General features: G+C 73.4%; 16 protein-coding genes. 5 read left to right on the forward strand and 11 right to left on the reverse strand.

The window, feature by feature from the left end; translation table 11 throughout:
• Positions 1-32: 32 nt before the first annotated feature.
• The 6 genes from ACZ4NB_RS29610 to ACZ4NB_RS29635 all read right to left on the reverse strand — a co-directional run bounded on the left by ACZ4NB_RS29610 (position 33) and on the right by ACZ4NB_RS29635 (position 8,214).
• A complete protein-coding gene (locus tag ACZ4NB_RS29610) occupies positions 33-686 on the reverse strand; it encodes a hypothetical protein (protein WP_467666113.1) in 654 nt (217 codons plus the stop codon).
• Positions 683-1,699, reverse strand: a complete 1,017-nt coding sequence (locus tag ACZ4NB_RS29615) for a ParA family protein (RefSeq protein WP_393494890.1) — start codon at positions 1,697-1,699, stop codon at positions 683-685. The genes ACZ4NB_RS29610 and ACZ4NB_RS29615 overlap by 4 nt, the downstream gene beginning before the upstream one ends.
• Before the next feature lie 492 nt (positions 1,700-2,191).
• Complete coding sequence (gene ald / locus ACZ4NB_RS29620; RefSeq protein WP_467666142.1) at positions 2,192-3,307, reverse strand: alanine dehydrogenase; 1,116 nt, start codon at positions 3,305-3,307, stop codon at positions 2,192-2,194.
• Positions 3,308-3,475: 168 nt separating this feature from the next.
• Complete coding sequence (locus ACZ4NB_RS29625; RefSeq protein WP_467666114.1) at positions 3,476-5,659, reverse strand: tetratricopeptide repeat protein; 2,184 nt, start codon at positions 5,657-5,659, stop codon at positions 3,476-3,478.
• Between the two features lie 164 nt (positions 5,660-5,823).
• Entirely contained in the window at positions 5,824-6,450 is a 627-nt protein-coding gene (locus tag ACZ4NB_RS29630) for an NUDIX domain-containing protein (protein WP_467666115.1), read from the reverse strand.
• A 108-nt stretch (positions 6,451-6,558) separates the two neighbouring features.
• Positions 6,559-8,214, reverse strand: a complete 1,656-nt coding sequence (locus tag ACZ4NB_RS29635) for a CTP synthase (RefSeq protein WP_467666116.1) — start codon at positions 8,212-8,214, stop codon at positions 6,559-6,561.
• A gap of 412 nt (positions 8,215-8,626) precedes the next feature.
• On the opposite strand from ACZ4NB_RS29635, the gene ACZ4NB_RS29640 reads away from it, so the two are divergent.
• The gene (locus ACZ4NB_RS29640; protein ID WP_467666143.1) at positions 8,627-10,429 is read left to right on the forward strand and encodes a glycoside hydrolase family 15 protein; all 1,803 of its coding nucleotides are present in this window, start codon (positions 8,627-8,629) and stop codon (positions 10,427-10,429) included.
• Between the two features lie 120 nt (positions 10,430-10,549).
• Here ACZ4NB_RS29640 and ACZ4NB_RS29645 read toward each other — a convergent pair whose 3' ends face one another.
• On the reverse strand, positions 10,550-11,725 hold the full coding sequence (locus ACZ4NB_RS29645) for a beta-1,3-glucanase family protein (RefSeq protein WP_467666117.1): 1,176 nt from the start codon (positions 11,723-11,725) through the stop codon (positions 10,550-10,552).
• A complete protein-coding gene (locus ACZ4NB_RS29650; RefSeq protein WP_467666118.1) occupies positions 11,722-12,786 on the reverse strand; it encodes a glycoside hydrolase family 16 protein in 1,065 nt (354 codons plus the stop codon). Before ACZ4NB_RS29650 ends, ACZ4NB_RS29645 begins: the two co-directional genes overlap by 4 nt.
• Positions 12,787-12,928: 142 nt before the next feature.
• Here ACZ4NB_RS29650 and ACZ4NB_RS29655 point away from each other — a divergent pair, with 142 nt between their 5' ends.
• Together ACZ4NB_RS29655 and ACZ4NB_RS29660 are read left to right on the forward strand one after the other, a co-directional pair.
• Complete coding sequence (locus ACZ4NB_RS29655; protein WP_467666119.1) at positions 12,929-14,005, forward strand: LacI family DNA-binding transcriptional regulator; 1,077 nt, start codon at positions 12,929-12,931, stop codon at positions 14,003-14,005.
• Positions 14,006-14,087: 82 nt separating this feature from the next.
• A complete protein-coding gene (locus ACZ4NB_RS29660) occupies positions 14,088-15,725 on the forward strand; it encodes a PucR family transcriptional regulator (protein WP_467666120.1) in 1,638 nt (545 codons plus the stop codon).
• A 42-nt stretch (positions 15,726-15,767) separates the two neighbouring features.
• Here ACZ4NB_RS29660 and ACZ4NB_RS29665 read toward each other — a convergent pair whose 3' ends face one another.
• From ACZ4NB_RS29665 to recN, 3 genes are all read right to left on the reverse strand, one after another.
• Positions 15,768-16,931 carry a glycosyltransferase family 4 protein gene (locus tag ACZ4NB_RS29665; RefSeq protein ID WP_467666121.1) on the reverse strand — a complete coding sequence of 388 codons (1,164 nt, stop codon included), beginning with the start codon at positions 16,929-16,931 and terminating at the stop codon, positions 15,768-15,770.
• Positions 16,932-17,382: 451 nt separating this feature from the next.
• Complete coding sequence (locus ACZ4NB_RS29670) at positions 17,383-18,177, reverse strand: hypothetical protein (protein WP_467666122.1); 795 nt, start codon at positions 18,175-18,177, stop codon at positions 17,383-17,385.
• A 188-nt stretch (positions 18,178-18,365) separates the two neighbouring features.
• Entirely contained in the window at positions 18,366-20,102 is a 1,737-nt protein-coding gene (recN, locus tag ACZ4NB_RS29675) for a DNA repair protein RecN (RefSeq protein ID WP_467666144.1), read from the reverse strand.
• A 175-nt stretch (positions 20,103-20,277) separates the two neighbouring features.
• Here recN and ACZ4NB_RS29680 point away from each other — a divergent pair, with 175 nt between their 5' ends.
• Positions 20,278-21,627 carry an FtsX-like permease family protein gene (locus ACZ4NB_RS29680; protein WP_467666123.1) on the forward strand — a complete coding sequence of 450 codons (1,350 nt, stop codon included), beginning with the start codon at positions 20,278-20,280 and terminating at the stop codon, positions 21,625-21,627.
• Between the two features lie 21 nt (positions 21,628-21,648).
• Complete coding sequence (locus tag ACZ4NB_RS29685; protein WP_467666124.1) at positions 21,649-23,208, forward strand: S41 family peptidase; 1,560 nt, start codon at positions 21,649-21,651, stop codon at positions 23,206-23,208.
• The last annotated feature ends 2 nt before the right edge of the window (positions 23,209-23,210 follow it).

Genomic DNA, 23,210 nt, shown 5'->3' on the forward strand with positions numbered 1-23,210 from the left:
CACCGCGGCGGCGATGCCGCCCGGGTACCGCCTCAGCGGCCGCGGAGCCGGCGTACCAGGATGCTGGCGTCGCCCCGCGACTCCAGGTCGGCGAGGACGACGGCGACCGCCTCGCGGACGATCCGTCCGCGGTCGACGGCCAGGCCGTGCTCGCCGCGCAGCACCAGGCGGGCGTGTTCGAGGTCCATGAGCTCCTCGGCGGAGACATAGACGGTGATCTTCTCGTCGTGCCGTTCCCGGCCGCTGGGGCGGCGGTTGGCACCGCGGCCGCCGCCGCGCCGGCGGCCCTGGCCACCGGCCTGTACGGCGGCCGCGGCGGCATCCGGACCGGACGGGCCGGACTGGCCCGCCTGGGCGCGGTGGCCCTTGGCCCCGTCGCCGTCCGCCTCGCGGCCGCCGTGCTCGGCCGGGGGCCCGACCGCGGGCACCCGGGGCGGGGTGGCCGGTCCACCGTCACCGGCCGTCGCCGCGGCGTCCGAGCCGCTGCCGGAGCGCCGCTGCCGGACGGCGGTGGCCGCCTCCGGCGTCTCCGACGCCGGTTCGGGCTCGCCGGCCGGCGCGGGCACGCGGGACGCCTCGCCGTTGGCCGCGGCCGCCGAACCGTTCGTGGTGCGACGGGGGCTGGAGGGCTGCAGCCCCACTCCCCCGGTGGTACGGAACAGTTCGTCGGCTCCCGGCAAACTCACTCGGCGTGACACCGGGCGAGCACCTCCCTGGCGAGCTGGCGATAGGCGGCGGCACCGACGGAGTTGGAGGCGTACGTGGTGATCGGCTCGCCCGCGACGGTGGTCTCGGGGAAGCGGACCGTACGGCCGATGACGGTGTGGTAGACGTGGTCGTCGAAGGCCTCGACGACGCGCGCCAGCACCTCACGGCTGTGCACCGTACGGGAGTCGTACATCGTCGCCAGGATCCCGTCGAGCTCCAGCTCGGGGTTGAGCCGCTCCTGGACCTTCTCGATCGTCTCGGTCAGCAGCGCGACACCGCGCAGCGCGAAGAACTCGCACTCCAGCGGCACGATGACCTTGTGAGCCGCCGTCAGGGCGTTGACGGTGAGCAGACCGAGGGAGGGCTGGCAGTCGATCACGATGTAGTCGTAGTCGGCCAGCAGCGGCTTCAGGGCGCGCTGCAGGGTCGACTCCCGGGCCACCTCGCTGACCAACTGCACCTCTGCCGCTGACAAATCGATATTGCTGGGCAGCAGGTCCATGTTGGGGACCGCGGTCTTCAGGAGCACCTCGTCGGCCGACATGCCCCGCTCCATGAGCAGGTTGTAGACCGTCAGGTCGAGCTCCATCGGGTTGACGCCGAGTCCGACCGACAGAGCGCCCTGCGGGTCGAAGTCGACGAGCAGCACCCGTCGTCCGTATTCGGCGAGTGCGGCGCCCAGGTTGATGGTCGAGGTGGTCTTGCCGACCCCGCCCTTCTGGTTGCACATCGCGATGATTTTCGCCGGGCCGTGCTCGGAGAGCGGGCCGGGGATGGGGAAGTAGGGGAGCGGGCGTCCGGTCGGGCCGACGCGTTCGCGGCGCTGGCGCGCGGCGTCCGGCGCGAGCGTCGCGGCGTATTCGGGGTCCGGCTCGTACTCCGCGTCCGGATCGTAGAAGTGCCCCTCGGGCAGGTCGTCGTAGTCGGCGAGACGGGCGGGTTCTCCACTGCCCCGGTCGCCGGCCATGGCGTTCACGTGATGGCCGTCCATACTCTGGTGGGCTGTCGTGGAAATGCTCTGGTGCGTTGCGAAGGTGTGGACCGCGACGGAGCCGACAGCCTCGAGCCCCGAGGGACCCTGGCCCCGTGCAACCGCTCCTGGGTGACCACCTCCGGGAGTAAATGTCGACTCATTCACAAGTCGTCTTACCTCCTTGGACGTGACCAGGAAACTTTATCGATAGGTCAGCGTGGCACCATGCCGACGGTTGGCGACTCTATGGCGTGTCGGGCGTCCGCAGCAACACAATCCACCGGACCCGGCACGATGTGTCGGTAACCGGACCCCCCGATGTCAAGGGCGCGAGCGGTATCGGACCGATGTTTCGGGGGTACGCGAATCGGTTAAAGGGTTACGTTCGCGGCGAGTTGAGAGACGACGTTCCAGAACGGCGCACCTCGCGGGGCACACATGCGACCGGCCGGGCCCTGTCGCCAAGGCCCGGCCGGATGTGCAGCGTTGACACGCTTCGTTGACGCGGCCTCAGCCGAGGAGGGTGCGCAGCTCGACGTGCTCAAGGCCGTGGGCCTCGGCGACGGACTGGTAGACCACCTTGCCGTCGTGGGTGTTCAGGCCCTTGGCCAGCGCCGGGTCACGGCGCAGCGCCTCGACCCAGCCGCGGTTCGCCAGCTCCACGATGTAGGGCAGCGTGGCGTTGGTGAGGGCGTGGGTGGAGGTGTTCGGCACCGCGCCGGGCATGTTGGCGACGCAGTAGAAGACCGAGTTGTGGACCGGGAAGGTCGGCTCGGCGTGCGTGGTGGGACGGGAGTCCTCGAAGCAGCCGCCCTGGTCGATCGCGATGTCGACAAGGACACTTCCGGGCTTCATCTTGGCGACGAGCTCGTTGGTGACCAGCTTGGGGGCCTTGGCGCCCGGGATCAGGACGGCACCGACGACGAGGTCGGCCTCGACGACGGCCTTCTCCAGCTCGTAGGCGTTGGAGACGATCGTCTGCACCTTGGTGCCGAAGATCTTGTCGGCCTCGCGGAGCTTGTTGATGTCCTTGTCGAGCAGGGTGACGTGGAAGCCGAGGCCCACGGCGATCTGCACCGCGTTCCAGCCGGAGACGCCACCGCCGATGACGACGGCCTTGCCGGCGGCGACGCCGGGCACACCACCGGGCAGCACACCGCGGCCGCCGGCCTGGCGCATCAGGTGGTACGCGCCGACCTGCGGGGCGATCCGGCCCGCGACCTCGGACATCGGGGCGAGCAGCGGCAGCTGGCGGCCGGCCGTCTCGACGGTCTCGTAGGCGATGGCGGTGGTGCCGGACTCCAGCAGGGCGTCCGTGCACTCCTTGGAGGCGGCCAGGTGCAGGTAGGTGAAGAGCGTCTGGTCCTTGCGGAGGCGGTGGTACTCCTCCGCGATCGGCTCCTTGACCTTCAGCAGCAGGTCGGCGGTGCCCCAGACCTCGTCGGCGGTGCCGAGGATGGTGGCGCCGGCGGAGACGTACTCCTCGTTCGTGATGGACGAGCCGAGGCCGGCGTCCTTCTCGATGAAGACCTGGTGGCCGTGGCGGACGAGTTCATTGACTCCGGCGGGCGTGATGGCCACGCGGAACTCGTTGTTCTTAACCTCGCGGGGGATGCCGACCTTCACGTCGATCACGGTCCTTGAATGAGAGGGTGCAGGAGGAATTATCCCCTCATGCGATGCATGACGGAACTGACCGCGCCGTACGCGGCCCAGCCAGTCTATTGAAGGACCTGCTCTTGTCTAGCCTTGCAAAGCATTAATTTCTGCCAGAGGCACTACCGATTTCGCAGGTCAATCCGGGTGATCTTCGAGGAGGCGCTCCCCCACGGCGCGATGGACCCCTGCCGCTGCCGGGTCGCCGAGCCGTTCGAGGGTGTCCGCAATCCGCAGCTGGAGCACCGCCTGCAGCCGTCCGTCGTCCGCTTTCCGGGCGGTTTCGAGGGCCTCACGGCAGGTCCGCAACGCCTCTTCGGGCCGTCCCGCGCACTCCTGGACCCGGGCCACCTCCCCCATCGCGCGCGCCTGGCCGGCCGTCTCGCCCAGCCGGCGATGCGTCCTGGCCGCCGCCCGCCACTCCTTGAGCGCCTCGTCCCACCGCCCCGCGGAGACGTACACCCCGCCGATCCGGCCGTGCAGCCGCGCCACCGCCTCGGCCTCGCCGCGGGCGAGCCGCAGCTCCAGCGCCCGCCCGAACCAGTCCGCGGCCCGCTGCCAGTCGCCCAGGTCGGTGTAGGTGCCGCCCAGCGACTCCAGCGCCCGCACGGTGGCCACCGGGTCCTTCACCGAACGGGCCGCCTCCAGCGCGCCCCGGTAGCGGGTGGCCGCCTGGGCGGTCCGGCCCGCCTGGCCGTCCAGATCGGCGAGGTTCAGCAGCGCGGCGGCCTTCTCGCGCGCCAGCCCGCGCCGCTCGGCGACCTGCAGGACGAGCCCGTGCAGCGCGTAGAGGTCGGGCGCCGCGCCCTTCGGGCCCCGGTGCGCGAGCAGCGTCCTGGTCAGCGCGGCCATCAACCGCCGGTCCAGGGTGTCCAGTTCACCGTCCGCGACGGCGATGCGGGCGGCGTCGAGCAGTGCGCCGCGGCGGCTGCTCAGCCAGTGCGCGGCGGCCTGCCGGGAGCTGAAGCGGAGCGAGCGGGGCAGCCCGGCGACCTGCTGGCGGGCGGGGGAACCGTCCGGCTCGCCCATCGCCCGGCACGACTGCAGCAGCCGTACGGTCCGCTCCAGCATCCGGGCGCGGGCCAGCTGGATCTCGGCCGGCCGCTCGTGCGCGTGGAGCAGTTCGCGCACCAGCGCATCGAGGCAGCCGGGGAGGCGGTACCGCGGGAGCAGCGCGGCGTCGGGTGTACGGGTGGCACAGTCCGCTTCGTCGCCGGCGGCCAGCGGTCGCAGCAGGCCGAGCGCGGCGAAGTCGCGCAGCGCCGTGGCGGCCGCGGCCACCGAGCAGCCGGCCAGTGCGGAGGCGATCTGCGCGTCCACGAGGCCGGCCGGCGCCAGGGTGGTCAGCCGCAGTATCCGCGCGGCGGGCGGCGGCAGCGCCGCATGGGCGAGGTGGAAGGCGCGGAAGAGCGGGCGGGCCCCGCTGGGCAGGCCCTCCGGCAGCGGGACGGCGCCCAGCGCCTGGCGCAGATCGGCGGCCGAGGACTTGGGGCGGGCGGCGAGCCAGGCACCGGCCAGGACCAGCGCGGCGGGCTGGCCACCGCACTCCTCGGCGACGCTCTCGGCGGTCCGCGGGTCGACGGTGATCCGCGTCGGTCCGGCGTAGCGGGCCAGGACCTCGACGCACGCGGCGCTGTCCAGGCCGCCCAGGGCGCACGGCCGGACGTCCGGGATACCGGTCAGCGGCCCCTGGGAGACCACCACCACCAGGCAGTCCGGGGCGTCCGGCAGCAGCGGCTCGACCTCGTCGGCGCCCGGGGCGTCGTCCAGGAACAGCAGCGCCCGGCGTCCGGCGAGCGCACCGCGCAGCAGCTCGGTCAGCTCGTCCTCAGAGGCGCCCGGCGGGGCCTCCTCGCCGAGGTCGGCCAGCAGGTCGCGGGCGGTGCGGGCGGTGTCGGCCGGCCGGGCGCCCGGCCCGGTCAGCGTGGCCCGCAGCACCCCGTCGGGGTAGTCGCCGGCCAGCTCGCGCAGCAGTTCCTCGGCGAGCGCCGTACGGCCGGAACCGGGGCGTCCGGCGATCAGCAGCACCCGGCTGCGCGCGCCCTTGCGTCCGGAGAGGGTGTCCAGACCGGCGCGGGCGATGTCGGCGCGCAGCTCCTTGAGCTCGCGGCGGCGGCCGGCGAAGCCCGTGGCGGACCGGGCGGCCCGGGGTCCGCCGGGCTCGGACGGGGCGGCGGGCTCGGGCAGGGGCGCCGGGACGGCCGGGCGGGCGGCGGCGAGGTCCTGGCGGGGCCCCGCGTCCCGCCGGCCCGGTACCGCCGCGGCGGGCACGTCCGCCGTCTCCGGCGGGAGGTGCTCCCCGCCCACCGCCTGATCCGTCACCGGTCACGCTCCGTCCACCTGCGCGTACGAGCCCGTCCGCGAGCGCGGACGGGGTCGCCGTCGAGCGTAGTTCACGCCCCGTCACGTCCCGTGCGGAGCACGTCGGTTGGGTCACCCGATCGGATCGGCGGATCATCCGACCGGTACGCGGCCGGAGCGGGCGCTCAGGCCGCGAAGGGGCGGGCCGGCCACGGCGCGTCGGCCGGCCGCAGCGCGTCGAGCCCCGCGCCGCCCTCGGCGGCGATCAGCGCCAGCACCCCCACCACGAGGCAGTTGTTGTGCAGCTCACCGGCGAGGACACCGCGCACCAGCTCCTCGCGGGGCACCCGCGCCAGCTCCATGTCGGCCTCCTCCTCGGAGACCTCGAACCGCTCCCCCTCGGCCTCGGACAGATCGCGGGCCAGGAAGATCCGCACCGCCTCGTCGCAGCCGCCGGGCGTGGTGTAGACGTCGGTCAGCACCCGCCAGTTCTCGGCCTTGACGTGCGCCTCCTCGTACAGCTCGCGCTGCGCGGCGTGCAGCGGGTTCTCACCGGGGATGTCGAGCAGCCCGGCGGGGATCTCCCACAGCTTCTGGCGTACGGGGTGGCGGTACTGGCGCAGCACCAGTACCCGGCCCTCGTCGTCGAGGGCGAGAACGGCCACGGAGCCGGGGTGGACCTGGTAGTCGCGGGTGACGGTGGTGCCGTCCGGCATGACCACCTCGTCGGTGCGCACGCTGGTCTTGTTCCCGGTGAACGGCGTCGTGGTCGCGGTGACCGTCCACTCCTCCGGGGTGTCCTTGATCGCCATGGCGCGACGTCCTCTCTGTATGTGCACAAGCCTCGGCCAACGCAGAAACCGGGGCACGGCCTCCAGGAAGGAGGCCGTACCCCGGCAACCGTATCCGCGTCGCGTCGCCTACTTCGCGGCGCCCGTCTTCCGCGCGACCGCGGCCTTCACCAGCCCGGCGAAGAGCGGGTGCGGGCGGGTCGGACGGGAGCGCAGCTCCGGGTGCGCCTGGGTGGCGACCAGGTAGGGGTGCGTCTCGCGCGGGTACTCGACGTACTCGACGAGCTTGTTGTCCGGCGAGGTGCCGGAGAACTGCAGCCCGGCCTTCTTCTCCAGCTCACCGCGGTAGGCGTTGTTGACCTCGTAGCGGTGGCGGTGGCGCTCCTCGACGTACGGCTGGTCGCCGTAGACCTCGCGGACGATCGAGCCCTCGGCCAGCTTGGCCGGGTACATACCGAGCCGCATCGTGCCACCCATATCGCCCTCACCTGCGACGATGTCCATCTGCTCGGCCATCGTGGAGATCACCGGGTGGGCGGCGGCCGGGTCGAACTCGGTGGAGTTGGCACCCTCGATACCGGCCAGGTTGCGGGCCGCCTCGATGACCACGCACTGCAGGCCCAGGCACAGGCCCAGCAGCGGGACGCGGTTCTCACGGGCGTAGGTGATCGCGCCGACCTTGCCGTCCACACCGCGGTCGCCGAAGCCGCCGGGGATGCAGATCGCGTCGCAGTCGGAGAGCTGGGCCGCGGCGCCGCCCGGGGTCTTGCAGTCGTCGGAGGCGACCCACTTGACCTTGACCCGGGCCTTGTTCGCGAAGCCGCCGGCGCGCAGCGCCTCGGTGACCGAGAGGTAGGCGTCGGGCAGGTCGATGTACTTGCCGACCAGCGCGACCTTGACCTCGTGGTCGGGGTTGTGGACGCGGTCGAGCAGGTCCGCCCACTGGGTCCAGTCCACGTCGCGGAACGGCAGGTCCAGCTTGCGCACGACGTAGGCGTCCAGGCCCTCGGCGTGCAGCACCTTGGGGATGTCGTAGATCGACGGGGCGTCGATGGCGGCGACCACCGCGGCCTCGTCGACGTCGCACATCAGCGAGATCTTGCGCTTGATGGCGGTGGGCACCTCGCGGTCGGCGCGCAGCACGATCGCGTCGGGCTGGATACCGATGTTGCGCAGCGCGGCGACCGAGTGCTGGGTTGGTTTGGTCTTCAGCTCACCGGACGGGCCGATGTAGGGGAGCAGCGAGATGTGCACGACGAAGACGTTGTCCCGGCCGACCTCGTGGCGGACCTGGCGGACGGTCTCCAGGAACGGCAGCGACTCGATGTCGCCGACCGTGCCGCCGACCTCGGTGATCACGACGTCGACGTCGTCGGTCGCCATCCGCCGGATGCGGTGCTTGATCTCGTTGGTGATGTGCGGGATGACCTGCACGGTGTCGCCGAGGTACTCACCGCGGCGCTCCTTGGCGATCACGGTGTTGTAGACCTGGCCAGTGGTCACGTTCGCCGAGCCGTCGAGGTCGACGTCGAGGAACCGCTCGTAGTGGCCGATGTCCAGGTCGGTCTCGGCACCGTCGTTGGTGACGAAGACCTCGCCGTGCTGGAACGGGTTCATCGTGCCGGGGTCGACGTTCAGGTACGGGTCGAGCTTCTGCATCGTGACCCGCAGGCCCCGCGCCTTCAGGAGGGCACCCAGGCTGGAGGCCGTCAGCCCCTTGCCGAGCGAGGAGGCGACGCCCCCGGTGACGAAGAGGTGCTTGGTCGTCGAGGATTTGGGCGGCATGGCCAAGAGGGAGCTCCCGTGGTCGCGAGGTGGAGAGGTGCGAGGCGGCGCCGTCCGGAGTTTTCAGGGGTGCCGTCGCTGCGGTTCGGGGGTTCTCGTGCCCACCGGTCCACGGGGTACCAGGCTATCAGCGACCGGGCATGGTCGCTCCCGGCCACGCAGCGGCAATCCCGAGCGGCCCATACGTGACCGTGTCACGTGACGGAGGCCACCCGATCGGACCACCTCACTCGTCGCGAGCGTCGCGCGGATCACCCGCGTGCGTCGTATCCTGCTCGGACACTCGCAACGAGCCGTCCGGGAAGGCACCACCCCCGCCCGATTTCCGGTCCCGCTGCTCGGCGACGTTTCATGGGCAGGACGGACCGATTCACAACGTCCCATGGGGGGCGTGACTCCAGTTCGACGGGAGATGCACGTGGCCGGGCGCATCGAGGACTACGCACTTATCGGCGATATGCAAACCGCCGCTCTAGTGTGCAGGGACGGGACGGTCGACTGGCTGTGCCTGCCCCGCTTCGACTCGCCGGCGGTCTTCGCAGGGCTGCTGGGCACAGAGGAGCACGGTTTCTGGCGGATCGGGCCGGTCAACGGTGCCGAACCGCGGCCGGCGGACCGCCGGCGCTATCGCGGCGATTCACTCGTATTGGAATCCGAGTGGGACACTCCGCGCGGTACCGTCCGGGTGATCGACTTCATGCCGCCGCGCGACGGCGCACCGCAGGTGATCCGCATCGTGGAAGGCGTCAGCGGACGCGTCCCGATGCGCTCGGAGCTGCGGATGCGGTTCGCGTACGGCTGGGTCGTGCCGTGGGTGCACAAGGTCGACGGCCGTACGGTCGCGGTCGCCGGCCCGGACTCGGTGTGGCTGGACACCGAGGCGGAGACCTACGGCAAGGACCTGACGACCTTCTCCGACTTCACCGTCTCGCCGGGCGAGCGGATCGCCTTCACGATCAGCTGGCAGCCCTCGCACCACCGGCAGCCGGCCGTGGCTGACCCCGAGGGGTCGCTGGAGGCCACCGAGGAGTTCTGGCGGGAGTGGGTCGAGCACTGCACGTACCACGGTCCCTACCGTGACGCGGTGGTGCGCTCGCTGATCACGCTCAAGGCGCTGACCTACGCGCCGACCGGCGGGATCGTGGCGGCGCCGACGACCTCGCTGCCCGAGTGCATCGGCGGCGTCCGCAACTGGGACTACCGCTTCACCTGGCTGAGGGACGCGGCGATCACGCTGTCGTCCCTGCTGCGCACCGGCTACCGCGAAGAGGCGCGGGCCTGGCGCGAGTGGCTGCTGCGGGCGGTGGCCGGTGATCCGGAGAACCTGCAGATCATGTACGGCATCGCCGGCGAGCGGGAGTTGGGCGAGAACGAGCTCAACTGGCTTCCCGGGTACGAGAATTCCCGCCCGGTGCGGGTCGGCAACGGCGCCGCCGGCCAGCTCCAGCTCGATGTCTACGGCGAGGTCACCGAGGCGCTGCACCTGGCCCATATGACGGGTCTGGCCCGCAACGACTACGCCTCGCTGCTGCAGCTGAAGCTGATCCAGTGGGTGGAGAAACACTGGGACGAGCCGGACGAGGGCATCTGGGAGGTCCGCGGCCCGCGCCGGCACTTCGTCCACTCCAAGGTCATGACCTGGGTCGCGGTCGACCGCACGGTCAAGCTGATCGAGTCCGGGGACGTCGACGGCCCGCTGGAGCGCTGGAAGGACCTGCGCGAGACCATCCACCGCGACGTCTGCGAGAAGGGCTACGACAAGGAGCGCAACACCTTCACCCAGTCCTACGGCTCGCAGGAGCTGGACGCCTCGCTGCTGCTGATCCCGCAGATGGGCTTCCTGCCCCCGGACGACAAGCGCGTCATCGGCACGATCGAGGCGATCCAGCGGGAGCTGGGCACCGAGGACGGCTTCGTGCTGCGCTATCCGACGGCCGGCGAGGGCGTCGGCGTGGACGGCCTGGAGGGCGACGAGGGGGCGTTCCTGGCCTGCTCGTTCTGGCTGGCCGACGATCTGGCGATGATCGGCCGGGTGGACGAGGCCCGCAAGCTCTTCGAGAAGCTGCTCTCGCTCCGCAACGACCTGGGCCTGCTGGCGGAGGAGTGGGACCCCCGGCTCAAGCGCCAGGTGGGCAACTTCCCGCAGGCGTTCAGCCACGTTCCGCTGATCGACACCGCCCTGCGGCTGACGGCCAGCGGGGCCTACGGCGGGTAGCCGGTCGCTCCCGGACCGTACGGTGCCGCCCCCGGAGTCTTCGGGGGCGGCACCGTTTTTGCGCGGGGGTGCCGGTGGACCGGGGCGGGGCGTGCCACCGGGGCCCGGACCGGCCGGGGCTCAGAACGGGGTCAGGGTGAGGGTGATCTCCTTCGGGGCGCCGTCCTCGATGTACGAGGCGAAGCCGGCGACGTCGTCGAAGGCGAAGCCGTAGGCCCTGCCGTCCCGGGTCGCGGCGTGCATGGCCCTGGCGTAGTGGTTGGTCAGCCGCTGCTGGTAGAAGGCGGCCGGGTCGGTGGTGGGCTGGCCGGCGTGCGAGGCCAGGGTCGAGCGGTTGAGGGCGGCGCCCAGGATGGCGGCCACCGGGCCGGTGGTGCCGTCGTTGGGGGCGGCGAGGGTGCCGTCGCAGAAGAGGACGTCACGGGTGGACGGCTTGTCGAAGGAGACCGTGCCGGGGCCGTGGAAGGCGAGCTTGCCGCCGCCGACCCGGCCGGTGAAGGTGCCCGCGTCGGTGGTGACGGTCAGGTCCTTGGTCTCGTAGGCGGACCATGCCTCGTCGATGGCCGGGGCGAGGTAGTCCTTGGCGAACAGCCCGCTGTCCAGGCCGTGACCGGGGGCGATCACCCGCTTGTCGTCGATGACCAGGCGGTCGAAGCCCTCGGCGGCCTTGACGTCGGAGAAGACCTTGGCGCGGGCGCCGTCCTTGAGCGTGCCGGTGGTCTGCTCCCTGGCTCCGGAGAGCTTGATCGCCAGCGGGACGCTGAACATGTCGACCATGGTGGTGTTGCAGTACATCCCGCCGGAGTTGTACGTGAACTCCGCGCAGTCGTGCAGCACGTCGTAGTTGGGGTCGCCGGCGACCCAGCCCGCCGGATAGGCGAGCGCGGCCTTGCCGTTGCCGTCCTCGACGGCCTTGAACTTCAGCTTGCCGCCGAGCGCGGTGTAGATCCGGCCGGACATCTGGGGCAGTTGGAGGGTCGTCGTGGCGCCGGCGGCGAGCGGTATGGCGTAGTCGGTGAAGCCGTCCGAACCGTTGTCGGCCAGTGCGACGGGCTTGAGTTCGCCGTCGGGGGTGACATGCACCTGCTGGGTGCCGTCGTTGCCGACGATATAGATCCAGACCGAGGAATTGGCGTACTCGCCGGAGTCGTTGACGATGTGCAGGGGCATCGAGGCGGCGGATCGGCGGGCCGCGTTCGGGGCGGGGGTGCCGATCGCGCGGCCGGCCAGGGCGATTCCGGAGGCGGTCGCGGCGCCGGCGGCAAGGCCGCCGAGCAGGCTGCGGCGAGTGATCACGAGCTGACTCCTTGCGGGGTGGTGCGCTGGTCGGTGGGGGCGGGCGCGGCGTCGGTCCGGTCGCCCGTACGTGCCTTCGCGGGCTGCTGCACGGAGACGGCGACATGGTCGACGAGGAGCGAGCCGCCGGGCCGGGTGGCGTCGGTGGGGGTGGCGGAGCCGGCGACGCCGTCCGGGAACGCACCGCCCATCGCGAGGTTGAGCAGCAGGAAGTGGCCGTGGTGGGTGGCCTTGGCCCAGGTGTCGGCGGGCATCTCGGAGGCGCCGACGGTGTGGAACCGCTGGCCGTCGACGTACCAGTTCAGCGACTCCGCGGCGCCGTCGGTGCGGTCGAGCTCCAGCGCGTAGGTGTGGAAGCCGGCCTGGCAGGCGCTGTCCGGGCAGGCACGGGAGTCGCCCCTGCCCTGGGTCTCGTTGCAGGGACCGCCGGGGTTGACGCCGCAGTGCAGCACGCCCCAGACCTTGTCGATCCCGTTGACGTTCTCCATGATGTCGAACTCGCCGATGCCCGGCCAGTTCCAGTAGCTGCCCCGGTACTCGGCGCCCAGCGTCCAGAAGGCCGGCCAGTAGCCGAGCGCTTCGGCGCCGGAGACGTCGGGCATCCGGATGCGGGCCTCGATCCGCAGCTTGCCGCCGGCCGGGGCGGCGAAGTCGGTGCGCCGGGACTCGATACGGCCCGAGGTCCAGGCGGCGCCGTCCTTCAGCGCGGTGATCTTGAGGTGGCCGGCGCCGTCGAGCTGGAGGTTCTCGGGGCGGTCGGTGTAGGTCTGGCGCTCACCGGTGCCCCAGTTGGCGGGGCCGCCCGGGTAGCCGGTACCGGTGTCGGTGATCCAGTCGTCGGCGGAGGGGCGCGATCCGGCGGCGCCGTCGAAGTCCGTGCGCCAGACTTCCACGAAGCGCACGGGGGCGCCCCCGGTCTTGGCACGGGACGGCACGTACGACGCCGCGGAGGCCGTCGGGAGGGTGAGGGCACAGGTGGTGGCGAGTGCGGCGCTCGCGGTGAAGAGCACCGCTCTGGTGGGGTATCCGGCCCGTATACCGGACCGCTTTCTCATGCTCATGACATTCTCTCCTCGTCACAGTGGGGGGTCGTGAGGAGTTCCGTGGGGGGTACCCGGCGTGAGAGCGCTCTCATATCGTGTGCGGTGAACCCTGCCGACTCGACGGCACACCGTCAAGTCACCGCGTGGAAAAAGGAGTTCGATGGTGTCTGAGCCGAACGGCCCACGGCCGACGCTGGAGGCGGTCGCGGCACGCGCCGGGGTCTCCCGCGCGACGGTGTCCCGCGTCGTCAACGGCGGTGCGGGCGTACGGGCGGTGGTCCAGGAGCGGGTCCGGCAGGCGGTGCACGAGCTGGGCTACGTACCGAACAGCGCGGCCCGCACGCTGGTCACCCGCCGTACCGGAGCGGTCGCCGTGGTCATCGCGGAGCCGGAGACCCGGGTCTTCACCGACCCGTTCTTCGGCCGCCAGCTCCGCGGCATCAGCCGCGCGCTGGCCGCCGCCGACACCCAGCTCCTGCTGATGTTCGTCGAGCACCGCGCCGACTACGACCGCATCGGCCGCTATCTGTCGGCCGGCCATGTCGACGGCGCGCTGATGTTCTCGCTGCACCGCGACGACCCGCTGCCCGCCATGGCCGAGCGCGCCGGGCTGCCCACCGTCTACGGTGGCCGGCCGGGCTGGGCGGGCGCCGACCGGGCACCGCGGCCGCTGTACGTCGACACCGACAACCGCGACGGGGCCCGCCAGGCCGTACGCCATCTGCGGGCCCGCGGCCGCCGCCGGATAGCGGTGATCACCGGGCCGCTCGACCAGACCTCGGCACTGGACCGCCTCGACGGCTACCGGGAGGCGCTGGGCGCGGCGGAGCCGGACCCCCGGCTGATCGCGGACGGCGGGTTCACCGCGCAGGGCGGCGAGCGCGCCATGGCGCGGCTGCTCGACGCGGCACCGGACCTGGACGCCGTCTTCGCCTGCTCCGACCTGATGGCGAACGGCGCCCTGCGCACGCTGCGGGCGCGCGGGCGCCGGGTCCCCGACGATGTGGCCGTGGTCGGCTACGACGACCTGGAGCCGGCGGCCTGGGCGGACCCCCCGCTGACCACGGTCCGCCAGGACGTGGAGGAGATGGGGCGGCTGATGGCCGGGTTGCTGCTGCGGCTGCTGGATCCGCGCAGGGCGGGCGGGGCGGAGGAGGCGGAGGGCACGGGCGCCGGTGCGGTGGAGCTCGCGCCGGTGATCACCCAGGCGCGGCTGGTGGTGCGGGAGTCGACGTGACGGGGCGGGTGAGGGGCGGCGGGCGAGGGGCGCGCCGCACCGTACGACTCCGGATAGCGGACTACGGGTACCGTTCCTGGCCATGGGGCCGGAAGCACAGATCGAAGCCGAGATCACGGTACGCAGGGCGCTGGAGCTGCCCGCACTGCGGCGCGGGCTGCCGGAGGTGCTGGCCGGCGGGGACCGGCTGGACCGCGCGGTGCGCTGGGTGCACGCGGGCGAGGTCCCGCATATCGCCTCGCTGCTCAAGGGCGGCGAACTGCTGCTGACCACCGGCCTGGGGCTGGGTGCCCGGCCCACCGAGCAGCGGGCCTTCATCCGCAAGCTCGCCGACCGCGAGATCGCCGCTCTCGTCGTGGAACTGGGCTCTCGTTTCGAATCGCTGCCCTCGGCGCTGGTCGACGCCGCCCGGGACTGCGGCCTGCCGCTGATCCAGCTGCACCGCGAGGTCCCGTACGTCACGGTGACCGAGGCGATCCACACCGAGATCATCAACAGCCACTACGCACTGCTGCGGCGTGCCGACGAGATCCTGCGCCGCTGTACGGACGTCCTGCTGCGCGGCGGCGGTGCCCCGGAGGTGCTGCGGCTGCTGGCCGTCTTCACCGGCAACCCGCTCTGCCTGGAGGCCCCCGACGGCAGCCCGCTGTACGCGGCGGGCCCGGCAACCGGCACCGAGGGCGGCGGCCCCGCGGACGCCGACCCCCTGCTGGCCTGGGAGGGCCTGCGCGACACGGGTGTACGCATCGATGTGCCCGGCGGCGGTCCCGGCCCCGACGCGGTCCGCGCCCGCCTCGTCCTGCTGCCCGTCAACTCCCCCGTGGCACCGGTGCACCGGATCGCCGCCGAGCGCGCCGCCGACCTGCTCGCCGTCGTCATGCTCCAGTCCCGCCAGGAGGAGGTGCTCGCCGCCCGGGGGCGCGGCGACTTCCTCGCCGACCTGGCGGAGGGCCGGATCTCCGCGGCCGAGGCGCCCGCGCAGGCCCGTCTGCTGGGCTTCCGCCCCGGCTCGGACCCCGTCGTCCCGGTGGTCATGCGGCTGCCCGCCGGCCTGCCCTCCCCCGGCAGCTGGGCCGTGCTCGCCCAGGCCCTGCGGGAGGAGCTCGCCGCACCCGGGGCGCCGGTGCTCCTCGGGGTACGTCCCGTGGAGGGCAGGGTGCCGGTGCTCGTGGCGCTGCGCGCCGGCCAGGACCGCGAGGCGCTCGCCGACCGGATCGCCGAGGCGCTGCGGGCCGGCGTCGTCCGAGCGGGCCTGGACCGGCCGACGGCGCACCGCCCGGTGGTCGTCATCGGCACGGCGGGCGACTGGGCGGCGGCGGGACCCGGCCTGCGGCATGCCGCGGAGGCTGCGGCCGCGGCGCAGGGCCTGCCGGAACAGCCCTGGTACGACGCGCGCCGGCTCGACATCGAGCTGCTGCTGTGGCGGATGCGCGAACACGGCGAACAGGGTGTGCTCACCGACTTCGTGGAGCGCGCCATCGGCCCCCTGCTCGCCCATGACCGCGGCGCCCGCCAGCCGCTGCTGCCCACCCTGGAGGCATATCTGGCCAGCGCCGGCCGCAAGGCGGAGACCGCCCGCGACCTGAACGTCAACCGCCAGACCCTGTACGACCGGCTGGCCCGCATCGCCCAACTACTGGGCACGGACCTGGACGACCCGCAGACCGTGCTGGGCCTGCGGCTGGCCCTGCGCGCCCGGCGCCATACCGACAGGGCGTGAGGGCGTCCAGGGCTTGTCCGACCCTGACCCGTCGGAGAGGCCCTAGAGGGGCTGAACCGGCTGCGTCAGCTCGTCGTAGACGCTGAGTACCTGGGCGACGGTGTCGTTCTCGCTCGGCCAGCCGGCCGCCTGGAGACGGCCGGCGGCCGCGAGGGCGTCCCGGCGTGCGGGATCGCCGAGCAGCGCGAGAACGGAACGGCCCATGGCGGTGGCGTCCCCGTATCGGACCAGTTCCGCGGCCCGGCCGACCAGTTCCCGGGTGCCCCCGGTGTCGGTGGCGACCAGCGGCACCCCGGCGCGCAGCGCCTCCTGGGCGATCAGCGAGCGCGCCTCCCACCTGCTGGGCAGCACCACCAGGTCGGCGGCGGCGAGCAGTCCGGGCACATCGTCGCGGCGGCCCAGCAGCTGGACGGGGAGGTGCTCGGTGTCGATCCGCCGCTGCAGCACGGCCCGTTGGTCGCCCTCCCCCGCGATGGCCACCAGCGGCTGCGGATCGAGCGCGCACCATGCGTGCGCCGCGTCCAGCAGCAGGTCATGGCCCTGGCTGCGGTCGAGGCGGCCGACCGCGAGCAGCAGCGGGCGGTCCACCGCGCCCAGTTCGGCGCGCTCCTTGTGGCGCGTCCGGTCCTGCTCCTCCGGCTCGGCCGGCGCGTCACCGGACCGGGGGAGCGGAATCGCGACCGGCGCGAGCCGTGCGTCGCGGGCGCCCCGCTCGCGCGCCCGGTCCACGAGGTCGGAGCAGACGCCCAGCACCACGGCGGCGGCCCGCGCCACCCGCCGTTCCATCAGATGCACCAGCCCGGCCCGCGCGCCCTCGGTGTGCGCCTTGGTGTGCCAGGTGATGACCAGGGGAACCCGTCGCCCTCCCCGGGGGCCGCGCAGTCCGCGCAGTGCCATCGAGGCGCGCAGACCGGCCCGCAGGCCGTGCGCATGGACCAGGTCGGCATCCCAGCACGCGCTGCGCAGCAGCGCCACACTCGCGGGGTCCGTCCGCGGCGGAACGGGCACGAAGCGCGCCCCGGCGCCGGTGAAGTCGTAGGCCGCCTCGGCTTCCGGTGTGGCGCAGACGGTCACCCGTACGCCGCGCGCGACCAGCCCTTCGGCCAGCGAGCGGACATGTGCCGCGCTGCCTGCGCTGCCGTGCCCCAGCACCTGGACCGTGCGCAGCGGCGACAGCCCGTGCGTCGAGGTCGGGGTGCTGATCACGTGGGCGGGGCTCCTGGGTCGGGTCGGGGCGGGGTCGGAGGGACCGAACCGGCAGGTCGGTCCCCTGCTGCGGGACACGCCGGCACGCGTCCGGACGGCCACCGGCCCGCCCGGACGGGCGGCGGCACGGCGGACGCACGCGGAACTGCGCACCGCGCCCCAGGATGCCAGCCCGGCGGCGTCAATTCGGCACCGTCCGCCCGCCGTTCCGGTGGGAAGTCTCACCCCAGCGCCCACCGGATCACCCACATGGGCGACAAACCGCCCGCGCGAGTCAACGGTCCCTATGGGTGAGTCGCCCCTCCGGAGTGCGCCCGCCGCGGCGATATGGGGCGCGCACGCCGTTCCCCGGGGCGCGTCCGGCCCCGGTCCGTATGGACGATCGATCGACCGGCGGCCGACGGACCGCCGACCGACGGCGATCGACGGTCCAGGGGAGGGACTCGGGGCGTCAGAGCGCCGCGGCCGCCGCCCGGCTGACGCGGTCCCCCGCGGCCGCGGCGGCGATCAGCCCGGCGGCGTGTGCGGCCAGTCCGCGGCGGCCGTTCGCCGTCACGATGGCGAGCCCGAGGGCCGCACCGAGCGCATGCGCTCCGGCGTCCCCGAGCATGGTGCGCTCGCCCAGGTCGTCCCCGGCGACGGCGGCCGCGGCGCCCATGGGGGCGGCGGACAGCGCTCCCGCGGGTCCGCGCCGCAGCAGCCCGGGCGCCCCGATGGCCAGTACGGCACCGGCCGCCCGGCCCGGTCGGACGTCGAGGAGGTTCACCAGATGGGCCGAGCCCGCGATCACCACGCCCGCCAGCAGCTTGTCGGCCGAGCGTTCCTTCAGCAGGGCCCCGGCCGCGAGCCCGGCCGCGCCGATCCCGAACAGCTTCACCGCCCCACTGGTGACCTCGCGTTCCCGCAGCGCCGAGAGGTGCGCCCGGAAGCCGCGCCGGGGGTCGTCCGCACCGAAGACGTCGTCGTACGCCCCGCAGCCCCCGGCGGCCAGTACAGCCAGCGCCGTCGCGGTCCGGGTGCGGGCGGGCAGGCCCGGCGCGGTGGCGGCGGCGAGCGCGGTGCCGGCGGTCGTCGCGAGTCCCGCGTGCAGGTTCACGGTCCGACCGGCGTAGTTCTTGCGCTCCCACAGGACGGCGCCACCGGGCGGACGGTTCCGCAGCGCTCCGTATGCGGCCCGTGTCGCCCCCGCCGCCCCGAGCAGCGCCGAGATCCGCCCCAGCACCCTGCCGCCTGCCACCGCCGCCATGTCGCTCCCCTCGCCCGGCACGCTGCCGCGCTCAACTGCCGCCACCCTAGGCGGTGTCCGTAACATCCGGCCCCGAGGTGTATGCGGGCGAGTGCGGGCCTGTGTCCGGACCGGTGGCGCACAAGGGGCGTGAGGTGCGTTCGCCCACCGGCCTGGACTCCTCGGCGTCCAGGGCCGGCGGGTTCCCCCTAGCTGCCCTTGCGCGCCGTTTCGAGCAGTTCCTCCGCATGTGCGCGGGCCGTTTCGGAGTCCTCCTGGCCGGCGAGCATCCGGGAGAGTTCACGGACCCGCTCCTCGCCCTCCAGGACGGTGACTCCGCTCCTGGTGACCGATCCGTCGTTCGTCTTCGCCACCAGCAGCTGCCGGTCCGCGAACGCCGCGACCTGCGGAAGGTGTGTGACGACCACGACCTGCGCCGACTTCGCGAGCCTGGCCAGCCGCCTGCCGACCTCGACGGCCGCCTTGCCGCCGACGCCCGCGTCGACCTCGTCGAAGAGGTACGTCGGTACGGGGTCGGAACCGGCGAAGACCACCTCGACGGCGAGCATCACCCGGGACAGTTCACCGCCGGACGCCCCCTTGGCGATCGGCCGCGGCGGTGCGCCCGGGTGCGGGGCGAGGAGCAGTTCGACCTCGTCGGCACCAGCCGGTCCGTAGGCCACGGTGCGGCCGCCCACCTCGATGCCGTCGGCGTCCTCGGCGACCTCGGTCTGGCGGATCTCGACGGTCACACGGGCGTGCGGCATCGCGAGTTCGGCGAGTTCGGCGGTGACCGCCGCCGCGAAGCGCTCCGCGGACGCCGTCCTGGCGTCGGTCAACGCCTGGGCCAGCTCGCCCAGTTCGGCCCGGAGCGCATCGCGCTCCGCGGTCAGCTCACCGATCCGGTCGTCGTCGCCGTCCAGCTCGGCGAGCCGGGCGGCGCTCTGCTCCGACCACGCCAGAACCGCCACTATGTCCTTGCCGTACTCGCCGTATTTGCGGGTCAGGTGGTTCAGGGCCGCGCGGCGCTCCTCGACCGCGGCGAGCCGCAACGGGTCGGCGTCCAGGCCGTCGGCGTAACTGGCCAGCTCGCCCGCCACGTCCGCCATCAGGATGCCGATCTCGCCGAGCCGCTCGGCGAGCGCGGCGAGCTCCTGGTCGTGGCTTCGTACGGCCTCCAGCGCGCGGTGCGCACCGGCGACCAGGGTGGTGGCGTCGACGCCTTCGGGGTCCTCGGGGTTGCCGGCCAGCGCGGCGTGCGCGGCGGTCGCGGCGGAGGCCAGCGCCTCGGCGTGCCCGAGCCGCTCGGCCTCGGCGGCCAGGTCGGTGTCCTCACCGGGCTGCGGTTCGGCCGCCGCGATCTCGTCGAGGCCGAAGCGCAGCAGATCGGCTTCCTGGGAGCGTTCCCGGGCCCGTGTGGTCAGCTCCTCCAGTTCGGTGGCGACGGCGCGCAGCCGGCGGTGGGCGGCGGTGTACTTGGCGAGCGGGACGGCTACCGCGTCGCCGGCGTAGCGGTCCAGGGCCTGGCGCTGGCGGGCCGGCCGCAGCAGGCCCTGCTGGTCGGTCTGGCCGTGCACGGCGACCAGGTCGTCGGCCAACTCCCCCAGGAGCCCGACCGGTACGGAGCGGCCCCCCACGTGGGCGCGCGAACGGCCCTCGGCGGAGAGCGTCCGGCTGATCAGCAGCGCTCCGTCGTCCAGCTCGGCGCCGGCCTCCTCGGCCCGTATCGCGGCGGGGGCCTGGGCGCCGACGCTGATCCGGCCCTCCACCACCGCCGATTTGGCGCCGATCCGCACCAGGGCGGGGTCGGCGCGGCCGCCGAGCAGCAGGCCGAGGCTGGTGACGACCATGGTCTTGCCCGCGCCCGTCTCGCCGGTCACCGCCGTGAAGCCCGGGGACAGCTCGACAACGGCGTCGTCAATGACGCCCAGGGACCGGATCCGCATCTCCTCCAACACGGATAAGACCTTACGAGGTCCGGGGGGCGCCCCGCGACGGCCTCCCCCTTCCTCCTTCGCCCCGTACTGCGGAAAACCCCACCCAAAGACGGGTGGATTCCTCATGGTGCGTGATCACGCTCGGCCCGCACGCTGATCACAGTGCGAAACGAAAGGTGTGCTCATGTCCAGCGGATTGGCGCGGGCGGCGCTGCGGGGTCACCGGCCCGCGTTCACGGGGACGGCGGTGGCGACGCTGTTCGCCGCGACCGTGGTCGGCGCCTCGATGACGATGCTGGCCGCGACGGGCGCGGAGGGCGTCCCGCCCGCCGCGCGGAGGGCGATGGCGGCCCAGGGCGTCGGGGACATGGCCATCGTCCTGCTCCTCGGCTCGATCTATATGTCGATTTTCGTGGTCGCCTCGACGATGGGCACGGCCGTCGCCCAGCAGCACCGCGAGTTCGCGATGCTGCGAGCGATCGGCGCCCGCCCCTGGCAGATCCGGCGGGCGACCGCCGCGCAAGCGGTGGCCGCCGCCGTCCCTTCGGCGCTCGCCGGCTGGGCACTGGGCGGGGTGCTGGCGCGCTGGTGGTTCGACGGGATGGTCGGCCACGGCCTCGTCCCGCGCGAGGTTCCCTTCCGGTTCAGCTGGGCCGCGCTGCCGGTGTGCCTGGCGGTGGCGGTGGTGACCTCCGCGCTCGCCGGAGTGCTCGCGGCGAGCCGGTTCGCGGCGCTGCGCCCCGCGCGGGCGCTCAACGAGGCGGCGGCGGGCCGGCGGAAGCTGGGACGGCTGCGGCTTCCCCTGGGGATCACGGCGATGGCGGGAGGCGTGATCCTCTCCCGGCTGCTCGCCGACCGGTCCACGGAGGACGCCGGCCAAGGGGCCTTCCTGGTGCTGCTGCTCTTCTGCGTGGGTGTGGGGCTGCTGGGGCCGCGCCTCATCGGTCCGGCCGCCTGGCTGGTGTCCCGGCTGATCGGCCGGTTCGGCAGCGCCGCCGAGCTGGCGATGCAGAACGTCACGACGCAGTCCCGCCGCTTCTCCGCCGCCGTCGTCCCGCTGGTCCTGGTGGTGGCGTTCGGCACGACGAAGATCGCGGTGCACACCACCGCCCAGCACCGGACCGGATCCGCCGGACCGGCCGGCGAGGTGTGGCTGGACTACATCGGAACGGGCCTGTACGCGGGCTTCGCCGCCATCGCCGCGGCCAACACCCTGGCCATGATCACCGCCGAGCGCCGCCGCGATCTGGCGCTGCTGCGCCTGGTCGGCTCGCATCCGCGCCAGGTGCGGGCGATGGCCGCCTGGGAGGCGGCCGTCGTCGCGGGCACCGCCCTCGTCCTCGGCACGGCCATCGCGCTGTTCACCCTCGCCCCGCTGCTGCGGAAGGCGTTCGGCGACGCGCTGCCGTATCTGCCCTGGACGACGGCCGGCGCGATAGCCGGCGGCACCCTGCTGCTCGCGCTGCTCGCCACCGGCCTGCCCGTCCACCTCAGCCTGCGCCGCCGCGCCACGGAAACCCTGGCCTCGGCCTGACCCATCATGAGGTACACCCCTATGAACGACCGCTCCGGCACCGACCACCGATCCCGGCCCGGCCACCCCTGCCACCCCCGCCGCCCCAGGCGCCTGCGCCGCTCGCCGCTGCTGCTCGCCGCCGTGGCCGTCGCCGCCGCGCTGACCGCCACCACGGCCTGCGCCGGCCCGGCCCGCACGGACCGCTCCGGCCCGGACGCCGGCGCCGCCCCGGGTGACGCCGCGGCGGACCGGCCCGACCGCGCCTCTGCCGCCTCGTTGGAGGGCGTCTGGCGGATGGACGGCTACGGCACCCTCGTCACGGTCAAGGGCCGCAGCCTGCGGACGTACGAGACCACCGCCGTGAGCTGCCTTCCCGGGGCCGTCCGGGGCACCCGCGCCGGCGCCCCGGACGCGGGCGGCCGCAGCCGCTTCTCGGTCCCGGACTCGACCCCGATCACCGTGGCCCCGGCGGGCGCCGGCCGCGCCCGGCTGACCATGGAGGACACCGTCGGCCGGCGGTCGCTGCACCGTATCGACGCCCTCCCGGACCGCTGCGCACAGCGCCCGTCGCGCGACCCCCGGGCCGTCTTCGACGTCTTGTGGCAGACCTACGCCGAGAACTACCCCTTCTTCCGCGCGAAGAAGATCGACTGGGCGGCGGTCCGCGACCGCTACCGCCCCCGTATCACCGCAAGGACCACCGACGACGAACTCCTCGCGGTGTTCCGGAAGATGATCGAGCCGCTGCACGACGCGCACACCAGGGTCGTGGCGGGCCCCGACCGCTGGTTCGCGGGCAAGCGCCCCGGGACCGTCCTGCCCACCCCGGACTCCACCGCCCGTATCGACCGGGCGCTCGCCGCACACCTCGGCCCGGGCACCGTCCAGCGGCGCTGGGCCCAGGGCAAGCTGTCCTACGCCGATCTCCCCGGCCGCATCGGCTACTTCCGCGTCACCCAGTTCGCCGGCTACACCGCCAAGGGCGACTACGCCGGCGATACGGCCGAACTCGACCGCGCCCTGAACGCGGTGTTCACCAGGGCCCGCACCCAGGGCCCGACGGCCCTGCGCGGCCTGATCATCGATGTACGGCTCAACGGCGGCGGTGCCGACCCCCTCGGCCTGCGGATCGCCTCCCGGCTGACCGACCGCCCCTCTCTCGCCTACCGCAAGCGGACGCGCAACGACCCCCGCGACCCGGGCAGGTTCACCACCCCCCAGCCGGCCCGCATCCACCCGTATCGCGGCCCGGTCTACACCGGACCGATAGCGGTCCTCACCGGCCGGCTGACCATCAGCGCGGGAGAGACCTTCACCCAGTCCCTGATGGGCCGCTCCCCGGCCCCCACCCGCATCGGCGAGAACACCCAGGGCGTCTTCTCCGACATTCTGGACCGCAGGCTCCCCAACGGCTGGACCTTCGGCCTGCCCAACGAGGAGTTCCTGACCGCCGACGGCCGCACCTTCGACGGTCCGGGCATACCCCCGGCCGTCCGCACCCCGGTCTTCACCGACGAGGAGCTCGCCGCCCGGCGCGACTCCGCCCTCACCCGCGCCAGGGAGCTCCTCGCCCGCCCGGCCCCGGGGAGCCCTCGCTGAGG

Source organism: Streptomyces sp. NPDC026575, from assembly GCF_055567415.1.

Excerpts from the sequence above, each read along its gene's own strand:
- ACZ4NB_RS29615 (WP_393494890.1), bottom strand. The coding sequence starts at position 1,699 with ATGGACGGCCATCACGTGAACGCCATGGCCGGCGACCGGGGCAGTGGA.
- ACZ4NB_RS29630 (WP_467666115.1), bottom strand. The coding sequence starts at position 6,450 with ATGGCGATCAAGGACACCCCGGAGGAGTGGACGGTCACCGCGACCACG.
- ACZ4NB_RS29635 (WP_467666116.1), bottom strand. The coding sequence starts at position 8,214 with ATGCCGCCCAAATCCTCGACGACCAAGCACCTCTTCGTCACCGGGGGC.
- ACZ4NB_RS29640 (WP_467666143.1), top strand. The coding sequence starts at position 8,627 with ATGCACGTGGCCGGGCGCATCGAGGACTACGCACTTATCGGCGATATG.
- ACZ4NB_RS29650 (WP_467666118.1), bottom strand. The coding sequence starts at position 12,786 with ATGAGCATGAGAAAGCGGTCCGGTATACGGGCCGGATACCCCACCAGA.
- ACZ4NB_RS29655 (WP_467666119.1), top strand. The coding sequence starts at position 12,929 with ATGGTGTCTGAGCCGAACGGCCCACGGCCGACGCTGGAGGCGGTCGCG.
- ACZ4NB_RS29660 (WP_467666120.1), top strand. The coding sequence starts at position 14,088 with ATGGGGCCGGAAGCACAGATCGAAGCCGAGATCACGGTACGCAGGGCG.
- ACZ4NB_RS29670 (WP_467666122.1), bottom strand. The coding sequence starts at position 18,177 with ATGGCGGCGGTGGCAGGCGGCAGGGTGCTGGGGCGGATCTCGGCGCTG.
- recN (WP_467666144.1), bottom strand. The coding sequence starts at position 20,102 with ATGCGGATCCGGTCCCTGGGCGTCATTGACGACGCCGTTGTCGAGCTG.
- ACZ4NB_RS29680 (WP_467666123.1), top strand. The coding sequence starts at position 20,278 with ATGTCCAGCGGATTGGCGCGGGCGGCGCTGCGGGGTCACCGGCCCGCG.
- ACZ4NB_RS29685 (WP_467666124.1), top strand. The coding sequence starts at position 21,649 with ATGAACGACCGCTCCGGCACCGACCACCGATCCCGGCCCGGCCACCCC.